The sequence below is a fragment of the Nocardia sp. NPDC006982 genome (assembly GCF_042869435.1).
Taxonomy (GTDB): domain Bacteria; phylum Actinomycetota; class Actinomycetes; order Mycobacteriales; family Mycobacteriaceae; genus Nocardia.
In genome coordinates, this window is sequence record NZ_JBIAFV010000009.1 from 279,326 (window position 1) to 303,297 (window position 23,972).

General features: G+C 65.5%; 25 protein-coding genes. 10 read left to right on the plus strand and 15 right to left on the minus strand.

Annotated elements, in window-relative coordinates; translation table 11 throughout:
- Positions 1–9 precede the first annotated feature (9 nt).
- The 3 genes from ACFYOW_RS31905 to tatA all read right to left on the minus strand — a co-directional run bounded on the left by ACFYOW_RS31905 (position 10) and on the right by tatA (position 4,084).
- Entirely contained in the window at positions 10–2,712 is a 2,703-nt protein-coding gene (locus ACFYOW_RS31905) for a DEAD/DEAH box helicase (RefSeq protein WP_387293821.1), read from the minus strand.
- Positions 2,709–3,704, minus strand: coding sequence for a twin-arginine translocase subunit TatC (tatC, locus tag ACFYOW_RS31910; RefSeq protein WP_387293782.1), 996 nt, complete (start codon positions 3,702–3,704; stop codon positions 2,709–2,711). Before tatC ends, ACFYOW_RS31905 begins: the two co-directional genes overlap by 4 nt.
- Before the next feature lie 104 nt (positions 3,705–3,808).
- Positions 3,809–4,084: a Sec-independent protein translocase subunit TatA gene (tatA, locus tag ACFYOW_RS31915; protein ID WP_387293783.1), complete on the minus strand. Its 276-nt coding sequence runs from the start codon at positions 4,082–4,084 to the stop codon at positions 3,809–3,811.
- A gap of 387 nt (positions 4,085–4,471) precedes the next feature.
- Between tatA and ACFYOW_RS31920 the strand changes: the two genes are divergently transcribed.
- Complete coding sequence (locus ACFYOW_RS31920) at positions 4,472–5,284, plus strand: DUF1206 domain-containing protein (RefSeq protein WP_387293784.1); 813 nt, start codon at positions 4,472–4,474, stop codon at positions 5,282–5,284.
- Between the two features lie 143 nt (positions 5,285–5,427).
- On the opposite strand, the gene ACFYOW_RS31925 is transcribed toward ACFYOW_RS31920, so the two are convergent.
- The 4 genes from ACFYOW_RS31925 to ACFYOW_RS31940 all read right to left on the minus strand — a co-directional run bounded on the left by ACFYOW_RS31925 (position 5,428) and on the right by ACFYOW_RS31940 (position 9,129).
- The gene (locus ACFYOW_RS31925) at positions 5,428–5,748 is read right to left on the minus strand and encodes a hypothetical protein (protein WP_387293785.1); all 321 of its coding nucleotides are present in this window, start codon (positions 5,746–5,748) and stop codon (positions 5,428–5,430) included.
- 143 nt (positions 5,749–5,891) lie between these two features.
- Positions 5,892–6,926 (minus strand): 2-dehydropantoate 2-reductase, encoded by a 1,035-nt coding sequence (locus ACFYOW_RS31930; protein WP_387293822.1) that lies wholly within the window; start codon positions 6,924–6,926, stop codon positions 5,892–5,894.
- Positions 6,927–6,957: 31 nt separating this feature from the next.
- Positions 6,958–7,977 (minus strand): helix-turn-helix transcriptional regulator, encoded by a 1,020-nt coding sequence (locus ACFYOW_RS31935; protein WP_387293786.1) that lies wholly within the window; start codon positions 7,975–7,977, stop codon positions 6,958–6,960.
- A gap of 156 nt (positions 7,978–8,133) precedes the next feature.
- On the minus strand, positions 8,134–9,129 hold the full coding sequence (locus ACFYOW_RS31940; protein ID WP_387293787.1) for a helix-turn-helix transcriptional regulator: 996 nt from the start codon (positions 9,127–9,129) through the stop codon (positions 8,134–8,136).
- A gap of 86 nt (positions 9,130–9,215) precedes the next feature.
- On the opposite strand from ACFYOW_RS31940, the gene ACFYOW_RS31945 reads away from it, so the two are divergent.
- A complete protein-coding gene (locus ACFYOW_RS31945; protein WP_387293788.1) occupies positions 9,216–9,512 on the plus strand; it encodes an MTH1187 family thiamine-binding protein in 297 nt (98 codons plus the stop codon).
- 3 nt (positions 9,513–9,515) lie between these two features.
- On the opposite strand, the gene pafA is transcribed toward ACFYOW_RS31945, so the two are convergent.
- The 5 genes from pafA to dop all read right to left on the minus strand — a co-directional run bounded on the left by pafA (position 9,516) and on the right by dop (position 14,735).
- Positions 9,516–10,874: a Pup--protein ligase gene (gene pafA / locus ACFYOW_RS31950; RefSeq protein WP_218007602.1), complete on the minus strand. Its 1,359-nt coding sequence runs from the start codon at positions 10,872–10,874 to the stop codon at positions 9,516–9,518.
- A gap of 175 nt (positions 10,875–11,049) precedes the next feature.
- Positions 11,050–11,832, minus strand: coding sequence for a proteasome subunit alpha (gene prcA / locus ACFYOW_RS31955; protein ID WP_387293789.1), 783 nt, complete (start codon positions 11,830–11,832; stop codon positions 11,050–11,052).
- Positions 11,829–12,695 (minus strand): proteasome subunit beta, encoded by an 867-nt coding sequence (gene prcB, locus ACFYOW_RS31960; RefSeq protein ID WP_387293790.1) that lies wholly within the window; start codon positions 12,693–12,695, stop codon positions 11,829–11,831. Before prcB ends, prcA begins: the two co-directional genes overlap by 4 nt.
- Entirely contained in the window at positions 12,692–12,886 is a 195-nt protein-coding gene (locus tag ACFYOW_RS31965; RefSeq protein ID WP_014351559.1) for a ubiquitin-like protein Pup, read from the minus strand. The genes prcB and ACFYOW_RS31965 overlap by 4 nt, the downstream gene beginning before the upstream one ends.
- 349 nt (positions 12,887–13,235) lie before the next feature.
- Complete coding sequence (gene dop, locus ACFYOW_RS31970; protein WP_387293791.1) at positions 13,236–14,735, minus strand: depupylase/deamidase Dop; 1,500 nt, start codon at positions 14,733–14,735, stop codon at positions 13,236–13,238.
- Between the two features lie 138 nt (positions 14,736–14,873).
- On the opposite strand from dop, the gene ACFYOW_RS31975 reads away from it, so the two are divergent.
- The 3 genes from ACFYOW_RS31975 (at position 14,874) to ACFYOW_RS31985 (ending at position 17,573) form a co-directional block, all read left to right on the plus strand.
- Complete coding sequence (locus ACFYOW_RS31975; RefSeq protein WP_387293792.1) at positions 14,874–16,082, plus strand: DUF418 domain-containing protein; 1,209 nt, start codon at positions 14,874–14,876, stop codon at positions 16,080–16,082.
- A 185-nt stretch (positions 16,083–16,267) separates the two neighbouring features.
- Complete coding sequence (locus ACFYOW_RS31980; protein ID WP_387293793.1) at positions 16,268–17,026, plus strand: hypothetical protein; 759 nt, start codon at positions 16,268–16,270, stop codon at positions 17,024–17,026.
- Between the two features lie 19 nt (positions 17,027–17,045).
- Positions 17,046–17,573 (plus strand): NUDIX domain-containing protein, encoded by a 528-nt coding sequence (locus tag ACFYOW_RS31985; RefSeq protein ID WP_387293794.1) that lies wholly within the window; start codon positions 17,046–17,048, stop codon positions 17,571–17,573.
- Here ACFYOW_RS31985 and ACFYOW_RS31990 read toward each other — a convergent pair whose 3' ends face one another.
- Positions 17,574–18,179 carry a TetR/AcrR family transcriptional regulator gene (locus tag ACFYOW_RS31990; protein ID WP_387293795.1) on the minus strand — a complete coding sequence of 202 codons (606 nt, stop codon included), beginning with the start codon at positions 18,177–18,179 and terminating at the stop codon, positions 17,574–17,576.
- A 67-nt stretch (positions 18,180–18,246) separates the two neighbouring features.
- Between ACFYOW_RS31990 and ACFYOW_RS31995 the strand changes: the two genes are divergently transcribed.
- Complete coding sequence (locus ACFYOW_RS31995; protein WP_387293796.1) at positions 18,247–18,840, plus strand: alpha/beta fold hydrolase; 594 nt, start codon at positions 18,247–18,249, stop codon at positions 18,838–18,840.
- On the plus strand, positions 18,837–19,094 hold the full coding sequence (locus ACFYOW_RS32000; protein ID WP_387293797.1) for a hypothetical protein: 258 nt from the start codon (positions 18,837–18,839) through the stop codon (positions 19,092–19,094). Before ACFYOW_RS31995 ends, ACFYOW_RS32000 begins: the two co-directional genes overlap by 4 nt.
- A gap of 6 nt (positions 19,095–19,100) precedes the next feature.
- On the opposite strand, the gene ACFYOW_RS32005 is transcribed toward ACFYOW_RS32000, so the two are convergent.
- Entirely contained in the window at positions 19,101–19,811 is a 711-nt protein-coding gene (locus ACFYOW_RS32005; RefSeq protein WP_387293798.1) for a TetR/AcrR family transcriptional regulator, read from the minus strand.
- A gap of 96 nt (positions 19,812–19,907) precedes the next feature.
- On the opposite strand from ACFYOW_RS32005, the gene ACFYOW_RS32010 reads away from it, so the two are divergent.
- A complete protein-coding gene (locus tag ACFYOW_RS32010) occupies positions 19,908–20,807 on the plus strand; it encodes a diiron oxygenase (protein ID WP_387293799.1) in 900 nt (299 codons plus the stop codon).
- Positions 20,804–22,558 carry a DUF4873 domain-containing protein gene (locus tag ACFYOW_RS32015; RefSeq protein WP_387293800.1) on the plus strand — a complete coding sequence of 585 codons (1,755 nt, stop codon included), beginning with the start codon at positions 20,804–20,806 and terminating at the stop codon, positions 22,556–22,558. The genes ACFYOW_RS32010 and ACFYOW_RS32015 overlap by 4 nt, the downstream gene beginning before the upstream one ends.
- A 48-nt stretch (positions 22,559–22,606) precedes the next feature.
- Here the strand turns inward: ACFYOW_RS32015 and ACFYOW_RS32020 are convergent, their stop codons facing one another.
- Positions 22,607–23,077: a pyridoxamine 5'-phosphate oxidase family protein gene (locus ACFYOW_RS32020; protein WP_387293801.1), complete on the minus strand. Its 471-nt coding sequence runs from the start codon at positions 23,075–23,077 to the stop codon at positions 22,607–22,609.
- 16 nt (positions 23,078–23,093) lie between these two features.
- Between ACFYOW_RS32020 and ACFYOW_RS32025 the strand changes: the two genes are divergently transcribed.
- A complete protein-coding gene (locus tag ACFYOW_RS32025) occupies positions 23,094–23,837 on the plus strand; it encodes an SDR family NAD(P)-dependent oxidoreductase (protein ID WP_387293802.1) in 744 nt (247 codons plus the stop codon).
- Positions 23,838–23,972: the final 135 nt, after the last annotated feature.

A 23,972-nucleotide genomic window follows, 5' to 3' on the forward strand; every position in this document is an offset into this window, starting at 1 on the left:
TCGAATCGGCTACGCGGCGTCCACGGCTACGACACCCCGTCGGATCGCGCGGACGGCCTTGGCCGCGGTCCCGGCGATCTCAGCATCGTCGGCGGTTCCGTGGATCTGATCGAGCAGATCGATCACCTGTCGGCACCACCGCACGAAATCGCCCGCGGACAGCGGGGCGTTATGATCGCCGCTGGCCAGCAACGACTCGGCCAACCCATCGCCGCGCGCCCATTTGTAAACACCTGTCACGAAACCGAGATCCGGTTCCCGGGTGGGCGGCAGCTTGTGCCGTGCCTCATCGGAACGCAACTCGCTCCACACCCCGACGGTCGCGCCGACGGCACGGCGAATCGGTTCGGTCGGCCCGCTGGCGCCGAGATAGCCGCCCTCCTGGCGGGATTCGTACACCAGAACGGAAACCACCGCCGCCAATTCGGCCGGACCGAGCCCGCGCCACAGTCCCTGCCGCAGACATTCGGCGACCAGCAGATCGCTTTCGGCGTAGATCCTGGCCAGCCGCCGTCCGTCGGCGGTCACTTCGCCCGCGTGCACGAACCCGCGTTCCTCGAGCAGGCCGAGGATCCGGTCGAAGGTGCGCGCCAGCGAATTGGTGGTCGCGGCAACCTTCTGGCGCATAGTCTCGGTCTCGCGCAGCAGCCGGTTATAGCGCTCGCCGATCCGGCTCATCTGCTCGCGATCGGGCCGCGTATGCGCCGGATGCGAACGCAGACTGCGCCGCAATGTCGACAGCTCGCGGTCCTCGCCCGCCTGCGAACGGTCACCACGGCGCGACCGGCCCGGCGCCGAGATCCCGGTGCTGCGCAACGCCGACGCCAGATCACGCCGAGTCCGTGCCGTGCGGTGATCGATCTTGCGCGGCAGCCGCATATGCCCCAATGTCTTCGCGGGCACCGGGAAATCGGCGACCGATACCCGACCCGCCCACTTGTCCTCGGTCAGTACCAACGGACGCGGATCCCCCGGCGTGGCATCCGGCTCCAGTATCACCGCGAGCCCCGCCCGCCGCCCGGATGGAATGGCCACCACATCACCCCGCCGCAGGGAGACCAGCGCGTCGACCGCGGCCCCGCGCCGATCGGCCCGACCCTGCTGTGCGATCTGACGTTCACGCTGCTTGATCCGCTCGCGCAGGGAGATGTATTCCAGGAAGCCGCCGTCCTCGCCGCCGAGCTGACCTCGCAATTTGCGCAACTGCCCCTCATTGCGCTCGATCCCGCGCACCAACCCCACCACCGACCGGTCGGCCTGGAACTGCGCGAAAGACCGCTCGAGCAGCGCCCGCGACTCGTCCGCGCCCATCCGATCGATCAGATTGATCGACATGTTGTAGCCCGGCCGGAACGAACTGCGCAGCGGATAGGTCCGGGTGGAGGCAAGACCGGCGACCGCACTGGTATCGACCTCGGGCTGCCACAGCACCACCGCATGGCCCTCGACATCGATCCCGCGTCGCCCCGCCCGACCCGTGAGCTGCGTGTACTCCCCCGGCGTCAGCTCGGCGTGCGACTCGCCGTTGTACTTGACCAGCCGCTCGAGCACCACCGTCCGCGCGGGCATATTGATGCCCAAAGCCAGTGTCTCCGTGGCGAATACGGCCCGCACCAAACCGCGCACGAACAATTCCTCGACGGTATGCCGGAAGGCGGGCAGCATGCCCGCGTGATGCGCGGCCAAGCCGCGATGCAGCGCCTCGCGCCACTCCCAGTAGCCGAGCACCTCCAGATCGACCTTGGGCAGATCCCCGGTGTGCTTCTCGATGATCGCGTCGATCTCTACGGTCTCGTCGTCACAGCTGAGATCCAGTCGCGAACGCAGGCACTGAGCAAGCGCCCCATCGCATCCGGCCCGGCTGAAGATGAAGGTGATCGCGGGCAGCAGGCCTTCCTGATCGAGCTTGGCCAGCACTTCCGGCCGCGGCAACGGCCGGAAGTTGCGGTTGCCACCGCGACCGCGCGGTCCACCCCAGCTGTTCATCCGGTCCGCCGCCTCACGGTGGCGGATATAGCGCACCAGATCCTCGTCGACCAAGACCTTCTGCTCGCTGGAGTCGGTATCGAACAGATCGAACATCCGCCGCCCGACCATGACGTGCTGCCACAGCGGCACCGGGCGGGTCTCGTCGACGACCACCGCGGTATCGCCACGCACGGTTTCCATCCACGCGCCGAATTCCTCGGCATTGCTGACCGTCGCCGACAGGCTGACCAGCCGCACTTCCGGCGGCAGGTGCAGGATGACCTCCTCCCAGACCGCGCCGCGGAAGCGGTCGGCGAGGTAGTGCACCTCGTCCATCACCACATACGACAGTCCGCGCAGCGCGTCCGAGGAGGCGTAGAGCATATTGCGCAGCACCTCGGTGGTCATCACGACCACCGGCGCGTCCGGGTTGATCGACTGGTCACCGGTGAGCAGTCCGACTTGGTCGCGCCCGTGGCGCTCGGTCAGGTCGGCGAACTTCTGGTTCGACAGCGCTTTGATCGGTGTGGTGTAGAAACACTTTCCGCCCGCTGCCAACGCGAGGTGCACCGCGAATTCGCCGACGACGGTCTTACCCGCGCCGGTCGGAGCACAGACCAGCACGCTGTGCCCGCCCTCGAGGGCTTTACAGGCATTGCGCTGGAAGGGATCCAACCCGAAAGTCAGCTCGGCGGAGAACTTTGCCAGCTCGCCCGCCTGCGACTGGTGATACGTCACGGTCAGAGGGTATCGGAGTAGTCCGACATCGGGGGATGGTCGCCGGCGGAGCCGGCGGAGTGGGTAGGCATAGCTCGCGCCGATTTCTCCGCGGGATCCATGATCGAATCGGCGGGGTTGATCGGCTCGGGGCCGGAGATCGTCGAGGCTTCCTCATCCGAGAGTGCCGCCAATTCCTCGGCCTCCCGACGTGCGCGCCGCTTGTCGTTGATCCGGGAGAACTGGATGGCAACCTCGAACAGCACCGTCAGCGCCAGCGCCAGGGCCAGCATGGAGAACGGATCCTGCGGGGTCACGATCGCAGCGAAGACGAAGAGCCCGAAGACAATTCCGCGTCGCCACTTGGCGAGCTTGTCGTAGTGCAGCACTCCGACCAGATTCAATCCGACTACCAGCAGCGGGATTTCGAAGCTGACACCGAAGATGACGAGCAGCTGGATGATGAAGCTGAAGTATTGCGTACCGCTCAGCGCGGTGATCTGCGCGTTGTTGCCGATGTTCAGCAGGAAGCTCAACGCGTGCGCGACAACCCAATACGCGAGTACGGCGCCGGTGACGAACAGCGCGCTACCGGAGGTGACGAAGCCGACCGCGTACTTGCGTTCCTTCGCATACAGACCGGGCGTGATGAAAGCCCAGATCTGATACAGCCACACCGGAGCGGCCAGTACCACGCCGGCCGTCATACCGACCTTCAACCGCAGCATGAACTGCTCGAAGGGCGCTGTCGCCAGCAGACGGCAGGCGCCGTCGGCGGTGAGCACGGCTCGCGACGAGGCGGGCAGGGAACAGTAGGGTCCGGTCAGCAGCGAACCGAGGCTTTCGATACCGAAGATCGTGTGCGCGTACCAGAAGAAGCCGAACAGCGTGGTGACGACGACCGCGGCGATCGAGACCAGCAGCCGACGGCGCAGCTCTTGCAGATGCTCGACCAACGACATGGTGCCGTCGGGATTCGTCCTGCGCTTACTGCGCCGGGGATCGAACGGGATTCGCATGGTGGTGTGTTGGCCCCTGGGGTCGACGGTGCCCGCAGCGGTCGGCGGGCAACAGCACTAGGACCGGAGCGAGTTCGCTACTCACCCCGGCGGCAAGGCTGGGCTCAGAGCGACTTCGGCTGGGCCTGCGGCTCGGCCTGCGGCTGCGCGACGGTCGGCTGGACCGCCGAGGCCTGCGGCAGTTCGGCGGCCGGTTGCTGCACCGGTGCTGCACTTGCCTGTGCGCTGGTGCTCTCGTTCTGCATCTGGCTGACTTCGCTCTTGAAGATGCGCAGCGAGCGGCCCAGGCTGCGGGCGGCATCGGGCATACGCTTCGCGCCGAAGAACATCACGAAGACCGCGGCGATGATCAGCCAGTGCCAGATGCTCAGACTGCCCATAATTAAACCTCCAAAGAATGTGGTAGCTCCGATGCTACCGGACTATGACATGCGAGAACGCCCGCGTCGACATGCTCACCCGCCGCCCCGAGCCTTTTGCCGATCGCGGGTGCGTCGATGGTTTCCCAGCGGGCCTGCGGTAGATTGATCCGCTCATTTCTGGACATCGGCCTGACTGACCGTAATCGGCCGTCGCGATGTGTACCAAGTCTCCTCCACCTCTGCCACGCTGCCGCCCACCGCAGGTGACATCGGTCCTGCACCCGCTTTGACGGAAAGCTACGACCCGCTCACCGGGGCGCCGTGGGCAGGTGCTTTCTCCGCGGACATGGGTAACCGGTCCATGTCCTGCGCAGGTGCGCCGTGGTACCTGGATGGAGGAGCAGCATGACCCACACCGGTCTATCGCACACCGCCGGGCGGATCGCCCAGAGCAGTGTCTTCGCGGGTCTCGCCCGCGCCGGTTTCGTCATGTCCGGCCTTGTCCACCTGCTCATCGGCTACATCGCCATCCGGCTCGCATTCGGCGGTGGGGGCAACGCTGATCAATCCGGGGCCATGGCGGAACTGGCGGATAAACCGGGTGGCGAGTTCATCCTTTGGGTGGGCGTGGTCGCGTTCGTGCTGATGGCGCTGTGGCGGCTGGCAGAGGCCGTCTTCGGCAGTGCGTCCGAGCCGGGGGCCGAGCGCCGCAAGTCCGAAGTGTTCGATCGGGCCAAAGCACTCGCGCTGTCGGTCGTGTATTTCGCGTTGGCGATCACCGCGTTCCGTTTCGCGCAGGGCAGTGGGCGGTCGAGCAGTGGCCAGAGTGTCGGGCTCACCGCACGCCTGATGCAGCACACGGCAGGCACGATCGTGCTCGTCGCTGCTGGGCTGGTCATCATCGCGGTCGGCGGCTACCACGTGCACAAAGGAGCCGCCCAGAATTTTCTCGACGATCTTCGTGGGGTCCCGAGCGCCTTCGTGCGGCGGCTGGGCACTGTGGGCTACATCGCTAAAGGGCTGGCCGTCGCCGCGGTCGGTTTGCTGGTGATCCTGGCGGCGACCGAATCCGATCCGAACAAGTCCGCAGGCCTGGACGGGGCCGTGAAAACGCTCGGCGCGCAACCTTTCGGCATGGTCCTGCTCCTGATCGCCGGGGCAGGCATAATCACCTACGGGCTCTACAGCTTCGTCATGGCCCGCAGCGCCAAGATGTAGCGCCGAACGGCTGCGGGGATCCGCGGGGACCCTGCGCAGATGGATCCGTCAGGGCGCAGGACTCCGTGATCGGCTGAAACCGGTTGGCGCGCTCGAATCTGGACGCCGACGCGGTCGTGTTGCGCGAGTGGCGGCCCGCCGCACTATCGAAACGGGCCGAATTCATCTGTGTCCGCGACCAGTTCATCGAGCTCTACCCCGACTACGACGCCGATATCCCGCGGCATACGTACTTCAACTCCGGCATGTTCATCGTGAATCGCCGCGCCCATCGCCCCGTCTTCGATCTCGCGACAAAGCTGTGGCGCGACAACGCGCGACCGCTTCCCATCGAGGATCAGTCCGCCCTGAACTACGCCGTCCAAACCCTGGGCACCCCTACCCATTTCCTGCCCGACGAATACAACTATCTGCGTGCTCACCTCGACGGTCGCGCCGCAGACCCGGGTGTGGTGATCGCCCACTACACCCCGTCCGGGGATCCCCCACGCCCACCGCAAGCTCTTCGACCTCCTGCGCGACCCATGAACGTGTCGCGAAAGCCATTGGTCCGCTGTGAATCAGTGCGCGCGGACGAAGATGAGCGACGTGTGCGGGTGATACGAAATCAGTCGTTCTTTGTGTCAGCCGCTGCTCGCAGCTGCTCCAATAGTTCCGGCCCGGTCCAGTCGCGGCGGTCGCCGTGTTCGGCGGCCACGATCAGTTCGATGAGACGCTGATTGACCGGTGTCGCCAGCCCCACCATCGCGCCGAGGCTCACGATCTCCCCGCACAACCAGGAGATTTCGGTCTTGCGACCGAGTTCGAGGTCATCGGCCATGGACGAGCGCGCCTCCGGATCGATGGCCAGCACGGTCGCGGCGACCCGGCGGAAGATCCCGTCCGGAACGGTCAGCAGCCGGGCCATCCACTCCGGCGGCAACGGCGTCAGCCGAGCAGGGCGAATCCGCGCCCTGTGCATCGCGGCCAGTGCCTCGCGCTGGGTGAGGGCCAGGCAGCGCCGGAAGTCGCGGTCGGACAGTTCCTCGCGCAGCGGCCTGCCGGACAGCGCATTGATCGGGTTGTTGAGGTTCAGCAGCAGCTTCGCCCATTGCACCGGCAGCAGGTCCGGATAGCGCCGCAGTGCCAGACCAGCCCGCGCGAATACGTCGGTGAACTGTCCGAGCGCCGGATCGTCCTGCACCGCCAGCCCACCCTCGGTGCCGCGATGGAAGCGGCCGTCGGGATGGTGCACGACGTTGAACATCACCATCCCGGCCAGCACCACGCAGGTCGGCAGGATCTCGCGGATCACCGCGTCGTTGCCGATCCCGTTCTGCAGGCTCAGCACCACGGTGCCGGGGCGGATCTTGCCGTCGAGATCGCGCACGGCCGCCGCGGTCGCCGCCGATTTCACCGTGACCAACACCAGATCGGCGGACCCGACATCCTCCGGTGTGGTCGACACGCGCACCGCATCCCCCGCCACCGCGACGTCACCGCCGTCGAGGTCGGTGAGTCGCAGCCCGGATGCGCTGATCTCGTCCAGCACCCGCTGCCGGCCGACGAATGTGACATCGGCGCCGGCCGCCGCCAGCTTTCCGCCGACAAAGGACCCGATACTTCCGGCTCCCAGGACCAGCACCCGAGCGGATGCCACCATCTCACTCACGCCGTTCCAGCCTCCGTGCGATTCATCTGGTCTCCAGGAACCCGGCCGCTTCGTAGGCGGCCAGCGCGGCATTCGAGCGTTCGCGCACCGCGGTGATCAATTCGGGCGGGCCGAGCACCGTGACGCCGGAACCGAAGCCGAGCAGCAGCCGCGCCATCCAGTCCATGGTGGCGAAGCGCATGGTCGTCTCGATGCTGCCGTCCGGGTGCACCGCCATCCGATGCATCGGATATTGATCGAGCACCCAACCGTAATCGCCGCGAATGCGCAAGCGCGCCAACGGAACCGCGGGATCGTCCTGGAACAGGTCGAGCGCGGCGGCCGCCTCGGTCGCGTGGCTCGGCGGGCGGGCGGGCTCGTCGAGTTCGGTGGCCGCCTCGATCCGATCGAAGCGGAACAGTCGCACACCCTCGGCCTCGCGGCACCAGGCCTGCAGGTAACTGTTGTTGTCCACCAGCACTATACGAATGGGATCGACGACGCGTTCGGATACGACATCGCGACTTGCCGAGTAGTAGACCAGGCGCAGCGCGCGCTGTCGGGCCAGCGCCGAACGTACCGTCGAAACCGCCGGAGCCTCGGTCGGCAGGTGTTCGCGGGCCTCGTCGACGGTCTTGCCGCCGACGATGGCCGATTCCAGTTTGGCGATCGCCGCATGCGCCGCGGTCGGATCGACCATGCCCGGCATATCCACGATCGAGCGCAGCGCCACCAGCAACGCGGTCGCCTCGGTGGAGGTCAGCCGCAGCGGACGGTCGATACCCGCCGAGAAGGTGACCTCGATGCTCTCCTCGGAGAACGACAGGTCGATCAGATCGCCCGGCCCGTAACCGGGTAGGCCGCACATCCACAGCTGGTTGAGATCGCTCATCAGCTGCTTGGTGGTCACGCCGAGATCGGCGGCGGCCTCGGCGGCACTGATCCCCGGATTCGCGATGAAGTACGGAATCATGTTGAGCAGCCGTGAGAGCCGAACCGAAAGTCGACTGCGCTCGGCTGTGCCTGTCGTCCGCTCGGCTGGGCCCCTGGTTCGCTCGCTCATGCCTGCGCCTCGCTGACGCTCGGCTCCGGCACGAGCGAGTGCTCGGCCGTATCTATTGTTCGCTCGCTGCGCTCGCTCATGCCTGCGCCTCGCTGACGCTCGGCTCCGGCACGAGCGAGTGCTCGGCCGTATCTATTGTTCGCTCGCTGAACTCGCTCATGCGGTGACCTCCGTGTGGTCGAAAACCGAGCGCAATCGCGCCACCACATCCGCGCGTAGTTCCTCCGGTGCGAGCACTAGGGCATCTGGACCGAGTCCGGTAATCAAGCGCGCCAACCAATCTCGGGATCGGATGGGCAATTCGACGACCACGCCGTGGCGTTCGCCGATGGTGCGCTCTTCCAGCACGGGTCCCAGTCGGCGAATCTCGCGGCCATGGCCATCGGCCACCCACACCGTCGCGGTGCCGGTCACCGGGGCGCTGCCGGTGACGGTGCCGACGATCTCACGCAGATCGACACCCTCGGGCTTGCCGACCGCATTGGGCGGCCCGTAGGCGGTCACATCGTCGCCGATGCGCGATAGGCGGAAGCTGCGGACCGCATCCCGGTTCCGATCGTGTCCGACCAGATACCAGCGGCCGTTGTGGGTGACCACACCCCACGGCTCCACATCACGCATGACATACGGCTCGTTGATCGCACCCCGATGTTCGAACCGCACCGCCTGACCGGCATCGATCGCGGCCAGCAGCTTGCCGAGCACCGCATCCGAGCCACGGGTGCGCGCGGGGACCGCGGGCACCGAAGCCACCGCGGCATCGGTCTCGACGTGGATCCCGGCCGCACGCAATTTCAACAGCGCGCCCTCGGCCGCGGCCGCCAGCTCCGGCGACTCCCACATCTGCACCGCGACCGCGACCGCCGCCGCTTCCTCGCTGGTCAGATCGATATCAGGTAGTTCGTAGGCGTCGCGGTTGATCCGATAGCCCTCCACCGTCGAAAATCGGCTGACCTGCCCGACCTCCAAGGGAATCCCCAGGTCACGCAGCTCGTTCTTATCGCGCTCGAACATTCGACTGAACGCCTCGTCGCTGGCCGAATCCTCGTACCCCGCGACGCTGTCCCGAATCCGCTCCGCGGTCAGGAATTGCCGGGTCGACAGCAGCGCGATGACCAGATTCATCAGCCGCTCGACCTTGGATATCGCCACTCGACACAGGGTAATCGGCCGCCCGCCGCGACCGCGCGTCGGCGCGCGATTCACCCCGATCCGGCTCGCGCGGCCATTATGGAATCATGATCATCGCGTTCTCAGTCACACCGCTCGGCGAGGGCGTCGACGTCGGCCGAGCCGTCGCCGAAGCCGTCCGCATCGTGCGAGCCAGCGGTCTGCCCAATCGCACCGACGCCATGTTCACCACGATCGAGGGCGAATGGGACGAGGTCATGGCCGTGGTCAAAGCCGCCACCGACGCTATCCTCGCCACCGCGCCCCGCTGCAGCCTCGTCCTCAAAGCCGATATCCGTCCGGGCGTCACCGATGCCATGACCTCGAAGGTCGAGTCCGTCGAGCGCTACCTCGCCGAGGAGTAGCGCTTACATCGAGGCGATCAGCCGATCCACTCGTTCGTCGACGGAGCGGAACGGGTCCTTGCACAAGACCGTGCGCTGGGCTTGGTCGTTGAGCTTGAGGTGCACCCAGTCGACGGTGAAGTCACGCCCCGCTTCCTGGGCGGCGGTGATGAAATCGCCGCGCAGTTTGGCGCGGGTGGTCTGCGGCGGGGTGTCCACGGCCGCGTCGACCGCCTCGTCCTCGGTGACGCGCTTGGCCAGCCCCTTGCGCTGCAGCAGGTCGAAGACGCCGCGGCCGCGCTTGATGTCGTGGTAGGCCAGATCGAGCTGGGCGATCTTGGGATCGGACAGTTCCATGCCGTAGCGATCCTGGTAGCGCTGGAAGAGCTTGCGCTTGATCACCCAGTCGACCTCGGTGTCGACCTTGGCGAAGTCCTGCGCCTCGACCGCGTCCAGGGTGCGGCCCCACAGATCGACGACCTGGTCGATATTGGGGTCACGGTCGCGGTTGCGCAGGTGCTCGACGGCGCGAGCGTAGTACTCGCGCTGGATGTCGAGCGCACTCGCTTGGCGTCCGCCGGCGAGCCGGACCGGACGACGACCGGTCAGGTCGTGGCTGACCTCGCGGATGGCGCGGATCGGGTTGTCCAGTGCGAAATCGCGGAACGAGACGCCCGCCTCGATCATCTCCAACACCAGCGCCGCCGTACCGACCTTCAGCATGGTGGTGGTCTCGGACATATTCGAGTCGCCGACGATCACATGCAGACGCCGGTACTTCTCCGCATCGGCGTGCGGCTCGTCGCGGGTGTTGATGATCGGGCGCGAGCGGGTGGTCGCCGAGGAGACGCCCTCCCAGATGTGCTCGGCACGCTGGGACAGGCAGAACGTGGCCGCCTTCGGCGTCTGCAGCACCTTGCCCGCACCGCAGATCAGCTGACGCGTGACCAGGAACGGCAGCAGCACATCCGAGATCCGGGAGAACTCGCCGGCCCGCACGACGAGGAAGTTCTCGTGGCAGCCGTAGGAGTTGCCCGCGGAGTCGGTGTTGTTCTTGAACAGGTAGATGTCGCCGCCGATGCCTTCCTCCGCGAGGCGCTGTTCGGCGTCGATCAGCAACTCCTCCAGCACGCGCTCACCAGCCCGGTCGTGAGTGACCAGCTGCGCCAAGTTGTCGCACTCTGCGGTGGCGTACTCCGGATGCGACCCGACATCGAGGTAGAGCCGAGCACCGTTGCGGAGGAACACGTTAGAGCTACGGCCCCAGGAAACTACCCGGCGGAATAGATACCGGGCCACCTCGTCGGGGCTGAGCCGACGGTGTCCGTGGAAGGTGCACGTCACACCGAATTCGGTCTCGATCCCCATGATTCGTCGCTGCACACTATCGACATTACAGCCATGTCATGTACTCGCGTGGGGCTGCGGACAACCCCGGTGCATACGTCTTCACAACGATTTCGCACGTGAGCGAAATGTTCGGCGGAAAACTACCGGCCGAAACGAAGGCCCTCCCGAAAAATCGGGAGGGCCTTCGCAGTCGCACGATCGTGGTGGACTACTCCGATTCGGGAGCGTCCTCGGACTTCGCCTCGGCGGGCGCCGCCTCGGCCTTGTTCGCCGACTTACCGCCGTTCAGCAACTGGTCCAGGGCCACGCCCGCGACCCGGCGGAACGCCCGCCGCGGCCGCGCCTGTTCGAGGGTGGCGACCTCGAGCGAACCCACCCCGAGCACCCGCTTGTCCTTGTCCGCGGCACCCTCGGGCACCCCGGCCTTCAGGGCCTTCACGGCCACGTCGACGGCACCGGCCAGATCGAGTCCGGGCTGGTAGGAGGCCTTCAACGCGGTCATGATGGGCTCGGTCGTGCCGCCCATCACCACATATTCGCGTTCGTCCACGATCGAGCCGTCGAAGGTGATCCGGTACAGCACCGATTCCGGTGACTGCTCCGGGTAGCCGACCTCGGCCACGCAGATCTCCACCTCGTAGGGCTTGAGCTGATCGGTGAAGATGGTGCCCAGGGTCTGCGCGTAGGCATTGGCCAGGCCACGACCGGTGACATCGCGCCGGTCGTACTGGTAGCCCTTCAGGTCGGCCTGCAGGATGCCGCCGCGGCGCAGTGCCTCGAATTCGTTGTACTTGCCGACGGCCGCGAACCCGACGCGGTCGTACAGCTCGCTCACCTTGTGCAATGTCGCGGAGGGATTCTCCGCGACGAACAGCACACCCTTGTCGTAGGTCAGCACGATCACACTGCGACCGCGAGCGATGCCCTTGCGCGCGAGCTCGGTCTTGTCGCGCATGATCTGTTCGGCCGACGCGTAATACGGCAGTGTCATGCTGAGGCACTCCCCTCTTCTGCGGCCTCGCGATCGGCGACGATCGCCCGCGTGATCTCCTCCAACCGCGATTCGGTCACCTCGTCGGCGCCCTCGTCGTTGATGACGATCGCCGTCGGGTAGATGCCGCGCACCAGATCCGGTCCGCCGGTGGCGGTGTCGTCGTCGGCCGCGTCGAAGAGCGATTCGACGGCGATCCGCAATGCGCGATCCTCATCGATTCCCTTGGCGTACAGCTTTTTCAACGACGATTTCGCGAACATCGAACCCGAACCGACCGCGGTGTAACCGAACCGCTCCTCACTGCGCCCGCCGACCACGTCGTAGGACACGATGCGACCGGCCTTGTCCAGATCGGTGGCGTGCTGGTCGTAGCCGACCAGCACCGGAACCACCGCCAGACCCTGCAGCGCGGCAGGGAGGTTGTCGCGCACCATCTTCGACAGCTTGTTGGCCTTGCCGTCGAAGGTCAGCGAGACACCCTCGATCTTCTCGTAGTACTCCAGCTCGACGGCGAACAATCGCACCATCTCGATGGCCATGCCCGCGGTGCCCGCGATACCGGCCGCCGAATAGGTGTCGGTGATGTACACCTTCTCGATATCCCTGCTGGCCAACAGGTTTCCCTGGGTGGCCCGCCGGTCACCGGCAATCAGCACACCACCGCGGAACGAGACCGCCACAATGGTGGTTCCGTGCGGAGCCAGATCCTTCGCGGCGGTGCCACCGGAGATTCCGGTGGCACCTTCGATCGCGCCGAATCGGTTGCCAGGCAACAGTTCCGGTGCGTGCATGCGCAGGTGCTCGGTGAATGACGAGAGGGCGTGCCCCGGGTGGAGACGCAAGGGGTCACCTGCTGTCACTGGCCGCCCTTCTGCACATACGCGCGGACAAAGTCTTCCGCGTTCTCCTCGAGCACATCATCGATCTCGTCGAGCAGGTCGTCGGTGTCCTCCGCCAGTTTTTCGCGGCGCTCCTGACCGGCGGCGTCAACGCCCTCCGGGCCCTCGTCCTCGTCGCCGCCCCCGGCGCGCTTGGTCTGCTCTTGTGCCATGGCAGCCGACCTCCTCTGTCCTCATCATGACCAGGGCTCCATTCTGAGCACGACCCTGATCATGAGCAATGTCCGTGCCCGTACATCAACACTACCCAGCCGCCCTGACAACGTGCTGAGTTATTGGCCGCGCGGGCGCGGCGTGTTCTGTGTTTTCGGCCGCGTGGCCGCGGCGTGTTCGCGGCCCCCTTCTGTCTCGCGTCCGAGCCGTCGAGACTCGCGACTTCGTCGCATGCGCTTCGACGACTCGGACGCGAGACGGGCCGCGAACTCCTCGCTCGTAAGACTCGCTCCGTCGTGGTTGCGATCGCGATAATCGTTGCTACCTGGGCTTATTCGCGCGACTTTGCTAAGTGGTCAGCTGTTCGACCAACTCGGCGGCGGTATGCACACCGTCGAGCAGCTTGCCGACGTGAGCCCGGGTACCGCGGCGCGGTTCCAGGGTCGGGATGCGCACGAGCGAGTCGCCGCCCAGGTCGAAGATCACAGAATCCCAGCTGGCCGCTGCGATATCGGCACCGAATCGACGCAGACATTCGCCGCGGAAGTAGGCGCGGGTGTCGGTCGGCGGGTTGGTCATCGCGTCGAGCACCTGCTGCTCGTTGACCAGGCGTTTCATCGAGCCGCGCGCGACCAGGCGGTTGTAGAGACCCTTGTCCAGGCGGACGTCGGAGTACTGCAGGTCCATCAGGTGCAGTTTGGGCGCGGCCCAGCTCAGACCCTCGCGCTTGCGCATTCCCTCGAGCAGGCGCAGCTTGGCGGGCCAGTCGAGCAGATCGGCGCATTCCATCGGATCGCGTTCCAGCAGATCCAGCACGTTGGCCCAGTTCTCCAGGATGTCCTTGACGCGCTCGTCGTCGTTGCCGCTGCGGGCCACGAACTTCTCCACCCGGTCCAGGTAGATGCGCTGCAGCGCCAGGCCGGTGAGTTCACGGCCATCGGTGAGCGCGACGGTGGCGCGCAGGGTCGGGTCATGGCTGATCTGGTGGACGGCGGTGACCGGGCGGGCCAGCTGCAGATCCGACAGATCCTCGCCGGCCTCGATCAGATCCAGCACCAGCGCGGTGGTGCCGACCTTGAGGTAGGTAGACATTTCGGCGAGGTTGGCATCGCCGATGATGACGTGCAGGCGGCGGTATTTGTCCGCATCGGCGTGCGGTTCGTCGCGGGTGTTGATGATGCCGCGCTTGAGCGTGGTCTCCAGGCCGACCTCGACCTCGATGTAGTCGGCGCGCTGGGACAGCTGGAATCCGGCGTGATCACCGGACTGGCCGATGCCGACCCGGCCGGAACCGCAGATCACCTGGCGTGAGACGAAGAACGGGGTGAGCCCGACGATGATCTGGTTGAACGGGGTGTCGCGGCTCATCAGGTAGTTCTCATGGGTGCCGTAGGAGGCGCCCTTGCCGTCGACGTTGTTCTTGTACAGCTGCAGTCGCGGCGCACCCGGCACGCTCGACGCGTGCCGCGCGGCCGCCTCCATGACCCGTTCGCCGGCTTTGTCCCAGATGACCGCATCCAGCGGATCGGTGACCTCAGGTGCGGAATACTCCGGATGGGCGTGGTCGACGTAGAGCCGGGCGCCGTTGGTGAGGATCATATTGGCCGCGCCGACCTCGTCGGCGTCGATCACGGGGGCCGGACCGTTCATCCGGCTCAGGTCGAAGCCGCGGGCGTCGCGCAGCGGCGATTCCACCTCGTAATCCCAGCGCGTGCGCTTCGCGCGCGGTACCCCCTCCGCGGCGGCATACGCGAGAACCGCTTGGGTGGAGGTGAGAATCGGGTTGGCCGACGGCTCAGTGGGTGTGGAGATGCCGTATTCGACCTCGATACCGATGATGCGCTGCATACCGTCGAGCCTAGGCGACGCGTGCCTGCCGCCGGTCGAGACCGGCGGCATCGGCGATCTCGGGTGACCTCGATGTCATACCGATGGTCGTACTTCCGGAGGATACGGCCAGGCCGCGACGGCCGGGATATTCGGAATATGACCGATTCGATCGCCGAAATCACGGGGCGCCACCGCAAGTCGGATGAACCGAGCGTCACCCAGCCGAAGAATCCCACGCGGTTGGTCGCCCTGGACGTATTGCGCGGCATCGCGATCCTCGGCACGCTCGGCACCAATATCTGGATCCTCACCCATCCCGAGGGCATCGTCGGATATATCGACGAATTGGGCAGCCCGGCGACCGGCTGGATGTGGTCGGAGCGAGTGCTGCAGCAGCTCGCACAGGGCAAGTTCCTCGGACTGCTGACCATCATGTTCGGCATCGGCCTGGCCATCCAGCGGGGCACGGCGGTGCGGGCCGGTCGACAGTGGCCGGGCAGCTATCCGTGGCGGGCCGGGCTGCTGTTCCTCGACGGTGTGCTGAACTTCGTGTTCGTCGCCGAATTCGATGTGCTGATGGGTTATGCCGTCACCGGGTTGGTCGTCGCCTTCATTCTCGCGACAAGTGAACGCGCGCAATGTCGTTGGCTGACCATCGCGGCCGGATTCCATATTGCCGTGCTGACCCTCATCGGCATCGCGATGGCCTTTGCGAACCAACAGGATTCGACGCCACGCGCGCCGCTGGATCCGAATCCCTATGCGGACGGGTCGTTCTGGGATCTGGTGCTGTTCCGACTGGAGAACGCGGGCATGTTCCGGTTCGAGCCGATCTTCGTCTTCCCGATGTCGATCGCGCTGTTCCTCGCGGGTGCGCAATTGTTCCGAGTTGGGGTGTTCCGACCGGAGGGGGCGCGGATACGTCGGCGGCTCATGATCATCGGATTCGCTGTTGCCGCGCCGATCGATCTGTCGGTCGGTGTGCTCGGCGGCGATCTGGTCTTGCTGACCAGGTACGGCACCGCCCCCTTCGTTGCCTTCGGTCTGCTCGCGCTCGTCGCGGAGTTCTACCTGCGTCGTCCGCGGGTCGGATTCGCCGGCAGGCGGCTCACCGAAGTCGGGCGAATGGCACTGAGCTGCTATGTCCTGCAGAACCTGGTCGCTTCGGCGCTGTGCTACGGGTGGGGGTTGGGCCTTGCCGCGCGCGTCTCTCCCGATGCCCGGGTGCCGTTCACCGTTGGTATCTACCTGCTCGTCGCACTGATCATCGTGGCACTCGCACACCTGTGGCTGCGCCGGTTCGAGCGCGGTCCGGTCGAGTGGGTGTGGAATCTCAGCTACCGCGCGCTGGCCCGCGAACACTGAGCCACCGCGCGTCTGCGCACATCGCCGTAGTTCAACACCCGAAACCGGCGCGAATGCGGCTGGATGCGGCCGAGGAGAACACGAGTAGCGGACTACTCGTGTTCTTTCCGCGTCATTGCCGGATGCTGACGCGACGTCACCGAACTGCGTCGACGTATCGATTTCAGATGCACAGGAGGTGCGTGGTGTCGGAACCGGCCCGAGCAATGAGTAAGGACCACGCGTTCGCCGAACTCGAACGTCTCGCGAACGATGACCTGATCCGCTTCGACGGGCCGGCGTCCCCGGCTCTGGTCGGATTCTCAGGTTTCGACCCACAGTCCGGCCGGCCGCTACCGGGCAGTCTCGCCGGGGTGGTCATCCGCCACGGCAGCACCCGGGTGGCACCGCAACACCTCGATTCGCGAAATGCGTTGGCACTGGTGCGATTCTGTCGGTTCCTCTCCGCAAATTTCGGCGTCACCGAGTTGCACACCCTCGGAGTAAGCGGCCGCGGAACGCATTCCGACGACTGCCACGGCCAGGGCCGCGCCTTCGATTTCGCCGGTGTCACCATGCCGGTCGGGGACGTATCGCGCAGAATCACCGTGGCAGCGCATTGGGGCGCCGTCGAGACCGCCCTGACACCCGGGGGAACATGGCCGCGCGGCACCGGATCCCGGGTGCGCTACCGACTCGACGAACCCGATGCGAGTCCGCTCGGCGATCCGGACGGCGATCTGTTCGTCGCCGACTTCTTCCGCAGCGTCTACGATTTCGCGGCGGGTGAATGGCAGGACTGCTCGGACAGTCCCGATCCCGCGACTGCCATCTCCGGCATCGGCGATCCGAGTTTCATCCTGCATCCCGACCATCCGGATGACCATCCGCTCCCGGCCACATCCGGTCGCGCGGCCCATATCGATCACATCCACTTCCAGATCGGCAAGTCCGGTACCGAGTAGGTGGACTAGCGTCGTCGGTGTGACGCTCGCCGACCGATATCCGTTGCTGCACACGCCAACCCGCTGGGAATGGGGCGGTCTGGATGTGCGGTTCTCCACCGAGTTGCCACCCGACGAACTGGTCACCAATATCCACGTCGTCTGCTTCGTCGGCGCCGATATCGTGCTGTGTCGCGACGATCGCGATATCTGGATCGTGCCTGGCGGCACCAGGGAGGCGGGCGAAACCGTCGACGCCTGCGTGCGACGCGAACTCATGGAGGAGGCCGGTGCCTGCCCGGTCGGATCGGTGCGGCCGTTCGGCGCCCACCACACGACCACCGATCGCCCTGCACCGCACTATCCTTGGCAGCCGCACCCGCACAAGGCGTGGCTGTGGTGCACGGCGGATGTGGCGCTCGACTCCGCACCGACCAATCCCGAGAATGCGGAGAATATTCTCGAGGTCCGCACCTTCGCACCCGATGAGGCAATGCGCCTGTCGCGCACCGACGGCGATTACCTGGCCGAATTACTTGCCCTCGCAATCGAATTCCACCGGGGCTGATCAGCCGAGGGGCGTACGGAATCCGGCGAGCAGTCGCGCGATATCGACCGATGCCTGCTCCGGTCGCAGCGGTGCGTGTTCGACGAGCAGGCGGTACCAGAACGGTCCGAAGATCAGATCGGTCGCGTACTCGATATCCAGGTCGGCGGCGAGTTCACCGCGCGCCACACCGCGGGTCACTATGCGCGCCACCACATCTCGCCGAGTCTGCACCCAGTCGCGGAACGGTCCGGCGAAGTCCGGGTCCAGCTGAGCCTCGGCCATCAACCCACGTAATGCCTTGACCCGCAACGGATATTCGACCACACCGTAGAGCGCCTCGAGGAAGACGGTCAGGTCCTGTTCGACCGATCCGGTATCCGGATCCGGCATGCGCTGGGTGACCACCATGCCTTGGGCGTCCATGACCAGGACCGCCTTCGATTTCCACCAGCGGTAGATCGTGCTCTTGGCGACGCGCGAGCGCGCCGCGACGCCTTCGATCGTCACCTTGCCGAAGCCCTGCTCCTCCAGCAGTTCGGCCGTCGCACGCAGTACCGCATCGCGTGCGGCTTCGCTGCGGGTTCGACCGCCGGACCGCGGTGTCGCGGCACTTCCCGTAGCCATGGCGGTCAGTGTATTCGTCTGCTATCGTTTTGCGAAACGCTACGGAGCGTTTCGATTTAGGAGATGAGTGACAGTGAGTGCGATCGTGGTGAACCACGGCCTCGGATCCCGCGCAGACAGCGTCTGGTTTCCCCATTTCAGGGCGGAGCTGACCGCGCTCGGCCATTCCGTGACGATCCCGAACCTGCCCGATCCGGACGCACCCCGGCTGGACCCGTGGCGCAAAGCCTTCACCGAAGCGGTGGCCGCGGCGGGCCCAGCCGGCGATACCGTTCTGGTCGGCCACAGCATCGGCGGGGTCAATGTGCTGCGCATGCTCGAGCAGCACGATGTCGCCGCGGCCGGGCAATTCGCCGGAGTGCTACTGGTGTCCACCGCAGCACATGAGGTCGGCTATGACCTGTTGGCCGAATTCTTCGCCGAACCGTTCGACTGGGCACGAATTCGTGGCGCGGCACGCGAGTTCCGGGTGCTGGCGGCCGCCGACGATCCGGTCAACGTGCCCGATCCGGTCGAACACGTCGGACTGCTGGTGCGCGGCCTGGAGGCCACCGCCGTGCTCACCGCGACCGGGAGCCATCTGGGCAACTTCCCCGACGATCACATCGAACTGCCCGAGGCGGTTCGGCTGGTCGATGAGATCCAGGCGGCCGCACGGTGACTCGGCAGCAGACAGACGAAAGCCGCATACCGGCCACGCAACCCGCGGGTCCGGTCAAATGGAAGCTGTGGCTGTTGACGGTCATCGGCATCTATCCGCTGCTCACAGTCCTGGTGACGATCTCAGGGCCGCTGCTCGAACCGCTGGCACCGCCACTTCGGCTGGCGGTTATCGTGCCGATCGCCGTCGCGGCCATGGTGTGGGTCGTCATGCCATTGCTCACCCGCCGATGTGCGGGGTGGCTGCGGCGGTGACGGATTCTATTGGGACCGTACGGGTTCCGCGCGGCTCAGCAGGTCCTTGACGATAGTGTCGCGTTCCAGCGGAACTCCGAGACTGCGCGCATTGCCCTCGAACAGTGCGAGCACCGATTCGGTGAGGATGCCTTCGACTTGATCGCAGGACAGTGTGGTCCCGGCATCGGAGCGCCAGTTGTTCACGAAACCGTCGACGAAGCCGATGATGCCGAAGGCCATCGGGCGGGCGCGATTCGGATCGATTCCGAAGCGCGCCAACGATATTGCGAACATATCGGCGAGCCGACCACCGATGCGATTGCGCGCACCAGCCAGCGCCTGTGACGAATCCCCAAGTGGTGCGGCATCGCCCAGGAATCGGTGCAGATTCGGATGACGCTCGACCCAACCGATGTAGGTACCGATCGCACCCCGCACGGCATCGCGCAGGGTGCCGTCGGGATGCAGGGTCGGCATCAGTGCGGTCAGCAGTGAATTCAGGATCTCTCGACGAATCTGCTCATCGAGATCGGCGCGTCCGTCGAAATGCCGGTACACCACCGGTCGCGGCAGGCTCAGCCGGTCCGCGATCGCCTGCACCGAGACCTCTACACCCTGCTCTTCTATCACCGTGATCGCCGCATCGATGACATCCGCGCGACGGCGGGCCTTGTGGCCGTGCCACCGAGTGCTGCGACCATCCGATCCGGCGGAGTCGCGGTTTCCGCTGCTCACCAGCTCACGATACCCGGAATGCTATTGACCGTGACAGCCTGTCTCACTAACCTGAGTGTTACAGCTTGTATCAGGTATTCGAGAGTTGGAGCCGACATGGGCAACGAGGCCGCAGTCATCCCACCGGAATCCTTCGCACAGCGCCTGCTGACCGGTTCGGTGAAGAAGTCGTACGAACCTACCGTCGATATGGACTGGGAAGCACCGCTTGATCCGGACAAACTGTTCCTGCCGCCGGAGGTGGTTTCGCTCTACGGCACCGCACTGTGGGAATCGATGACTCCGCAGCAACGCAGGGAACTGTCGCGCCAGGAACTGGCCAACGTGCTCTCCGTCGGCATCTGGTTCGAGAATCTGCTCAACCGCCTGCTGCTGCGGGAACTGATGCGCGATGATCCGACCACCCGGCATTCGCACTACACCCTCACCGAAATGGGCGACGAGTGTCGGCACATGATGATGTTCGGCAAGCTCATCGACCGGATCGAAGCGCGTCCGTATTGGCCGCGACTGCCCGGTCGGCTCGCCATCGGAGTCCTCCCGCTGTTCCTACGCGGATCGATGACCTGGGTGGGCGCACTCGTCGGCGAGGAGATCTTCGACGCAATCCAGCGACGTACCCTCGACGATCCGGAGTTGCAGCCCTTGGTTTCTCGGGCCATGCGGATCCATGTCACCGAGGAGGCACGCCATATCGGATTCGCCCGCGCCGCACTGGCGCGGCGGGTGCCGACCATGTCGCAGGCCGAATTGGCCTACACCCGTTTATGTGTCGCGGTGGCCGCACCCCTGTTCGTCTACCTGATGACCAATCGGCACATGTACGACCGGGCGGGGTTGGATGGTCGCGCGGCTCGACGGATCGCGACGAATAATCCGTATGCCAAGAAGGCGCTCGGTACCGGTGCCGCGAATCTCGGCGCGTTCCTGGACAAGCAGGGCTTGATCGGCCCGATGGGCAAGCGAATCTGGCGCTGGCGGGGACTTTACGCATGACCAAACCCGAAATCGTCATTGTCGGGGCCGGTTTCGGTGGTATCGGTATGGCCATCGAGTTGCGCAAGGCCGGATTCGACGACTTCATCGTGCTGGAGAAGGCCGAGGAGATCGGCGGCACCTGGCGGGCGAACACCTACCCCGGCCGCGGCTGCGATGTCATGTCGCTGATGTATTCCTACTCGTTCGAGCCGAACCAGCAGTGGACCCGCATGTTCGCCAGGCAGCCGGAGATGCTGGAGTATCTGCGCCGCACGGTGGACAAGTTCGATATCCGCAAGCATATTCGGCTGCAATCCGATGTCGTCGCACTAGACTTCGATGACGAGACGGACCGCTGGCACGTGCACACTGCGGACGGGCGACACTTCCAGCCCCGCGCGGTGGTGATGGCGCCGGGGCCGCTACACGAACCCAGCGTGCCGGACTTTCCGGGCCGGGACATGTTCCGGGGAAACAGTTTTCATTCGGCGCAGTGGGATCACGATTTCGCGATGACCGGCAAGCGAATCGCTGTCATTGGAACCGGTGCCAGTGCTGTGCAATTCGTGCCGCAGATCGCGAAGCAGGCCGAGCAGGTAACGGTGTTCCAGCGGACACCGCACTGGATCGTGCCGAAGCCGGATCGGCCGCTGTCGCCAGTGGAGCATCGCACGTTCCGGTATCTGCCAGGGGCGCAACGGCTCTACCGCTGGGCGATCTATTGGGGCTACGAGTCGTTGACCCCGGCGTTCATGAATCCTGACCTGATGCGGCGCGCGCAGGCGGTGGCGCGGGCACATCTGCGTCGTCAGGTGGCCGACCCCGAGTTACGTCGCAGCCTCACGCCGGACTACCGGCTCGGGTGTAAGCGAATTCTGGTGTCCAACAACTACTATCCGGCGCTGCAGCGGGAGGATGTCGCGCTGGTGACCTCGCCGATCGTCTCGATCACCGAATCCGGGATCGTCACCGCCGATGGTATCGAGCAGGAATTCGACGTCATCGTGTACGGGACCGGATTCAAGATCTCCGATCGGTTCACCGATCAGCACATCGTCGGCGTGAATGGGCTCACTCTCCAAAAGGCTTGGTGCACTGGTATGGCCGGGTTCCTCGGCGTCGCCGTGCACGGTTTCCCGAACCTGTTTCTCATCATGGGCCCGAATTCGGGCGGCGGAAATCAGTCCACCGTCTTCATGATCGAGGCGCAGGCTCACTATATCCGCCAATGCCTGGAGCTGCTGCGCAAGACCTCCAACAGCCGGATCGAGGTCCGCGCCGCGACCCAGCACGAATTCAACCGGCGGGTGCAGTCGAAACTCGCTGGCACCGTCTGGAATTCGGGCGGCTGTCCGAGCTGGTACCTGGACGAGCACGGGGTGAATCGGGCTGCCTGGCCGGGTTCGGGCGTCTCCTACTGGCACACCATGCGTCGGCCTGATCCCGGCCACTACGACCTGACCGTGCCAGCGGATCGTGAACCGGCACACGACTATTCGGGTCCCGCGCTGCTCGATGCTCCAGGCGTGAAGGTTCCGGTCGAGGTCACCCTCAGTGGCCATCCGGATCCGATCGACGGCCACTACCACTGGTACGGACGTGTCGCCGCGAGCGATGGCCACGAGTTACCCGATCCCGGACGTACCGAAGTGCGCCTCACTCTGCCCGGCGGCGTGCCGACCGCGGGTCGCCTCCAGGAGCGCGACCCCTGGGGCAACCTCCGCATCGTCGGTATCGGCACACCGCCCTACCCGCTCGCCACTGTCTGAGTGGCCGGGCGCAGGATGGCCGGGTTTATCGCGATAGCAGCCGCGAGATCAGGCGCACTGACGCTCGGCTAGCTGCTGGACCAGCTCCTCGACCGCCGTGGGAAGGGTGGTTTCGAAGTCGATGAGTTTGACCCACGTCGGGGTGATGACGATCCGCACCATGCCGTCGTAGAGCGAGCGGACCTCGGCCTCCCACTCGACGCGCTGCTCGGGCGTCATTTCGTAGCTGCCGTTCATCTGCAGGTACTCCTGCGGGATCCCGTCCACCACGTCCAGCCCCGCTAGACCGCGGATGAGCAGGATTTTCGGCGGGTGCACCTCGGTGTCGATCGTCAACGCGACCTCCGGACTGTGCCGCAGGGAGCGCAGTTTCGGGGCATTCTTCGAGGTGCAGACGACGATCTGCGAGCCGTTCCAGGTGAACGCGATCGGGATGTTGCGGGGTGAGCCGCCCTTGGCGACACAGGCCATGCGGAGCAGGTCGCGAGCCAGGAGCCCTTGACCTAGAGCGCACTTCAAGGCTTACGTTCGCGTCATGGACGAACACAACGTACTCGTCAACCGTGTAGCTCTGGTCACCGGCGGATCCCGCGGCATCGGTCGGGCCGTCGCGCAGGCACTGGCCCGCGCTGGGGCAGCGGTTGCCGTCAACTATCGCTATCGACAGGACGAAGCAGCCACAACGGTCGCCGAGATCGAACGGGCCGGAGGCAGAGCGATCGCGGTGCGGGCCGACGTTACCGTACGGGCCGAGGTGGATGCGATGACCGAGCGGGTCGGGTCCGAGCTCGGTCCTGTCGACGTACTGGTGAACAATGCCGGAATCGCCACTATCCGCGGTGTGGACGACATCACCGAAGAGGACTTCGACCAGACGCTGGCGGCCAATTTGAAGTCAGCATTCCTGTGCACCCAAGCCGTGGTTCCCGGGATGCGGAAGCGAGGCTGGGGACGGATTGTGAACGTCTCGTCCATGGCGGCTCGGGGCGCGGGCGGCATCGGTGTGCATTACAACGCGTCCAAAGCGGGTCTGGAGGGGCTCACGCGCGGCTACGCCGCGCGCCTTGCCGCCGACGGGATCACGGTCAATGCCATTGCACCTGGACTCATCGACACGGAAATGGCTGTGCCGCTGAAGGAATCGGGTGTCGCCGACCGGCTGCCGGTCGGCCGCATCGGTACACCCGACGAGATCGGTCAGGCGGTCCTCATGATGATCGGCAACGGTTTCCTCACCGGGCAGACGGTAGCGGTGAACGGCGGCGGAAGCTTCCTCTGATAACTCGATCTCAGCTGATCGAAAAGATCAGTCGCTCCAGGCTTGAGATTTAACCAGCGCAAGATCAACTTGCGCCGTGCTCGGTTAATCTGGCTGACAGCCAACGGCTTTCGCGTGATGATGTCTTGTCGTCGG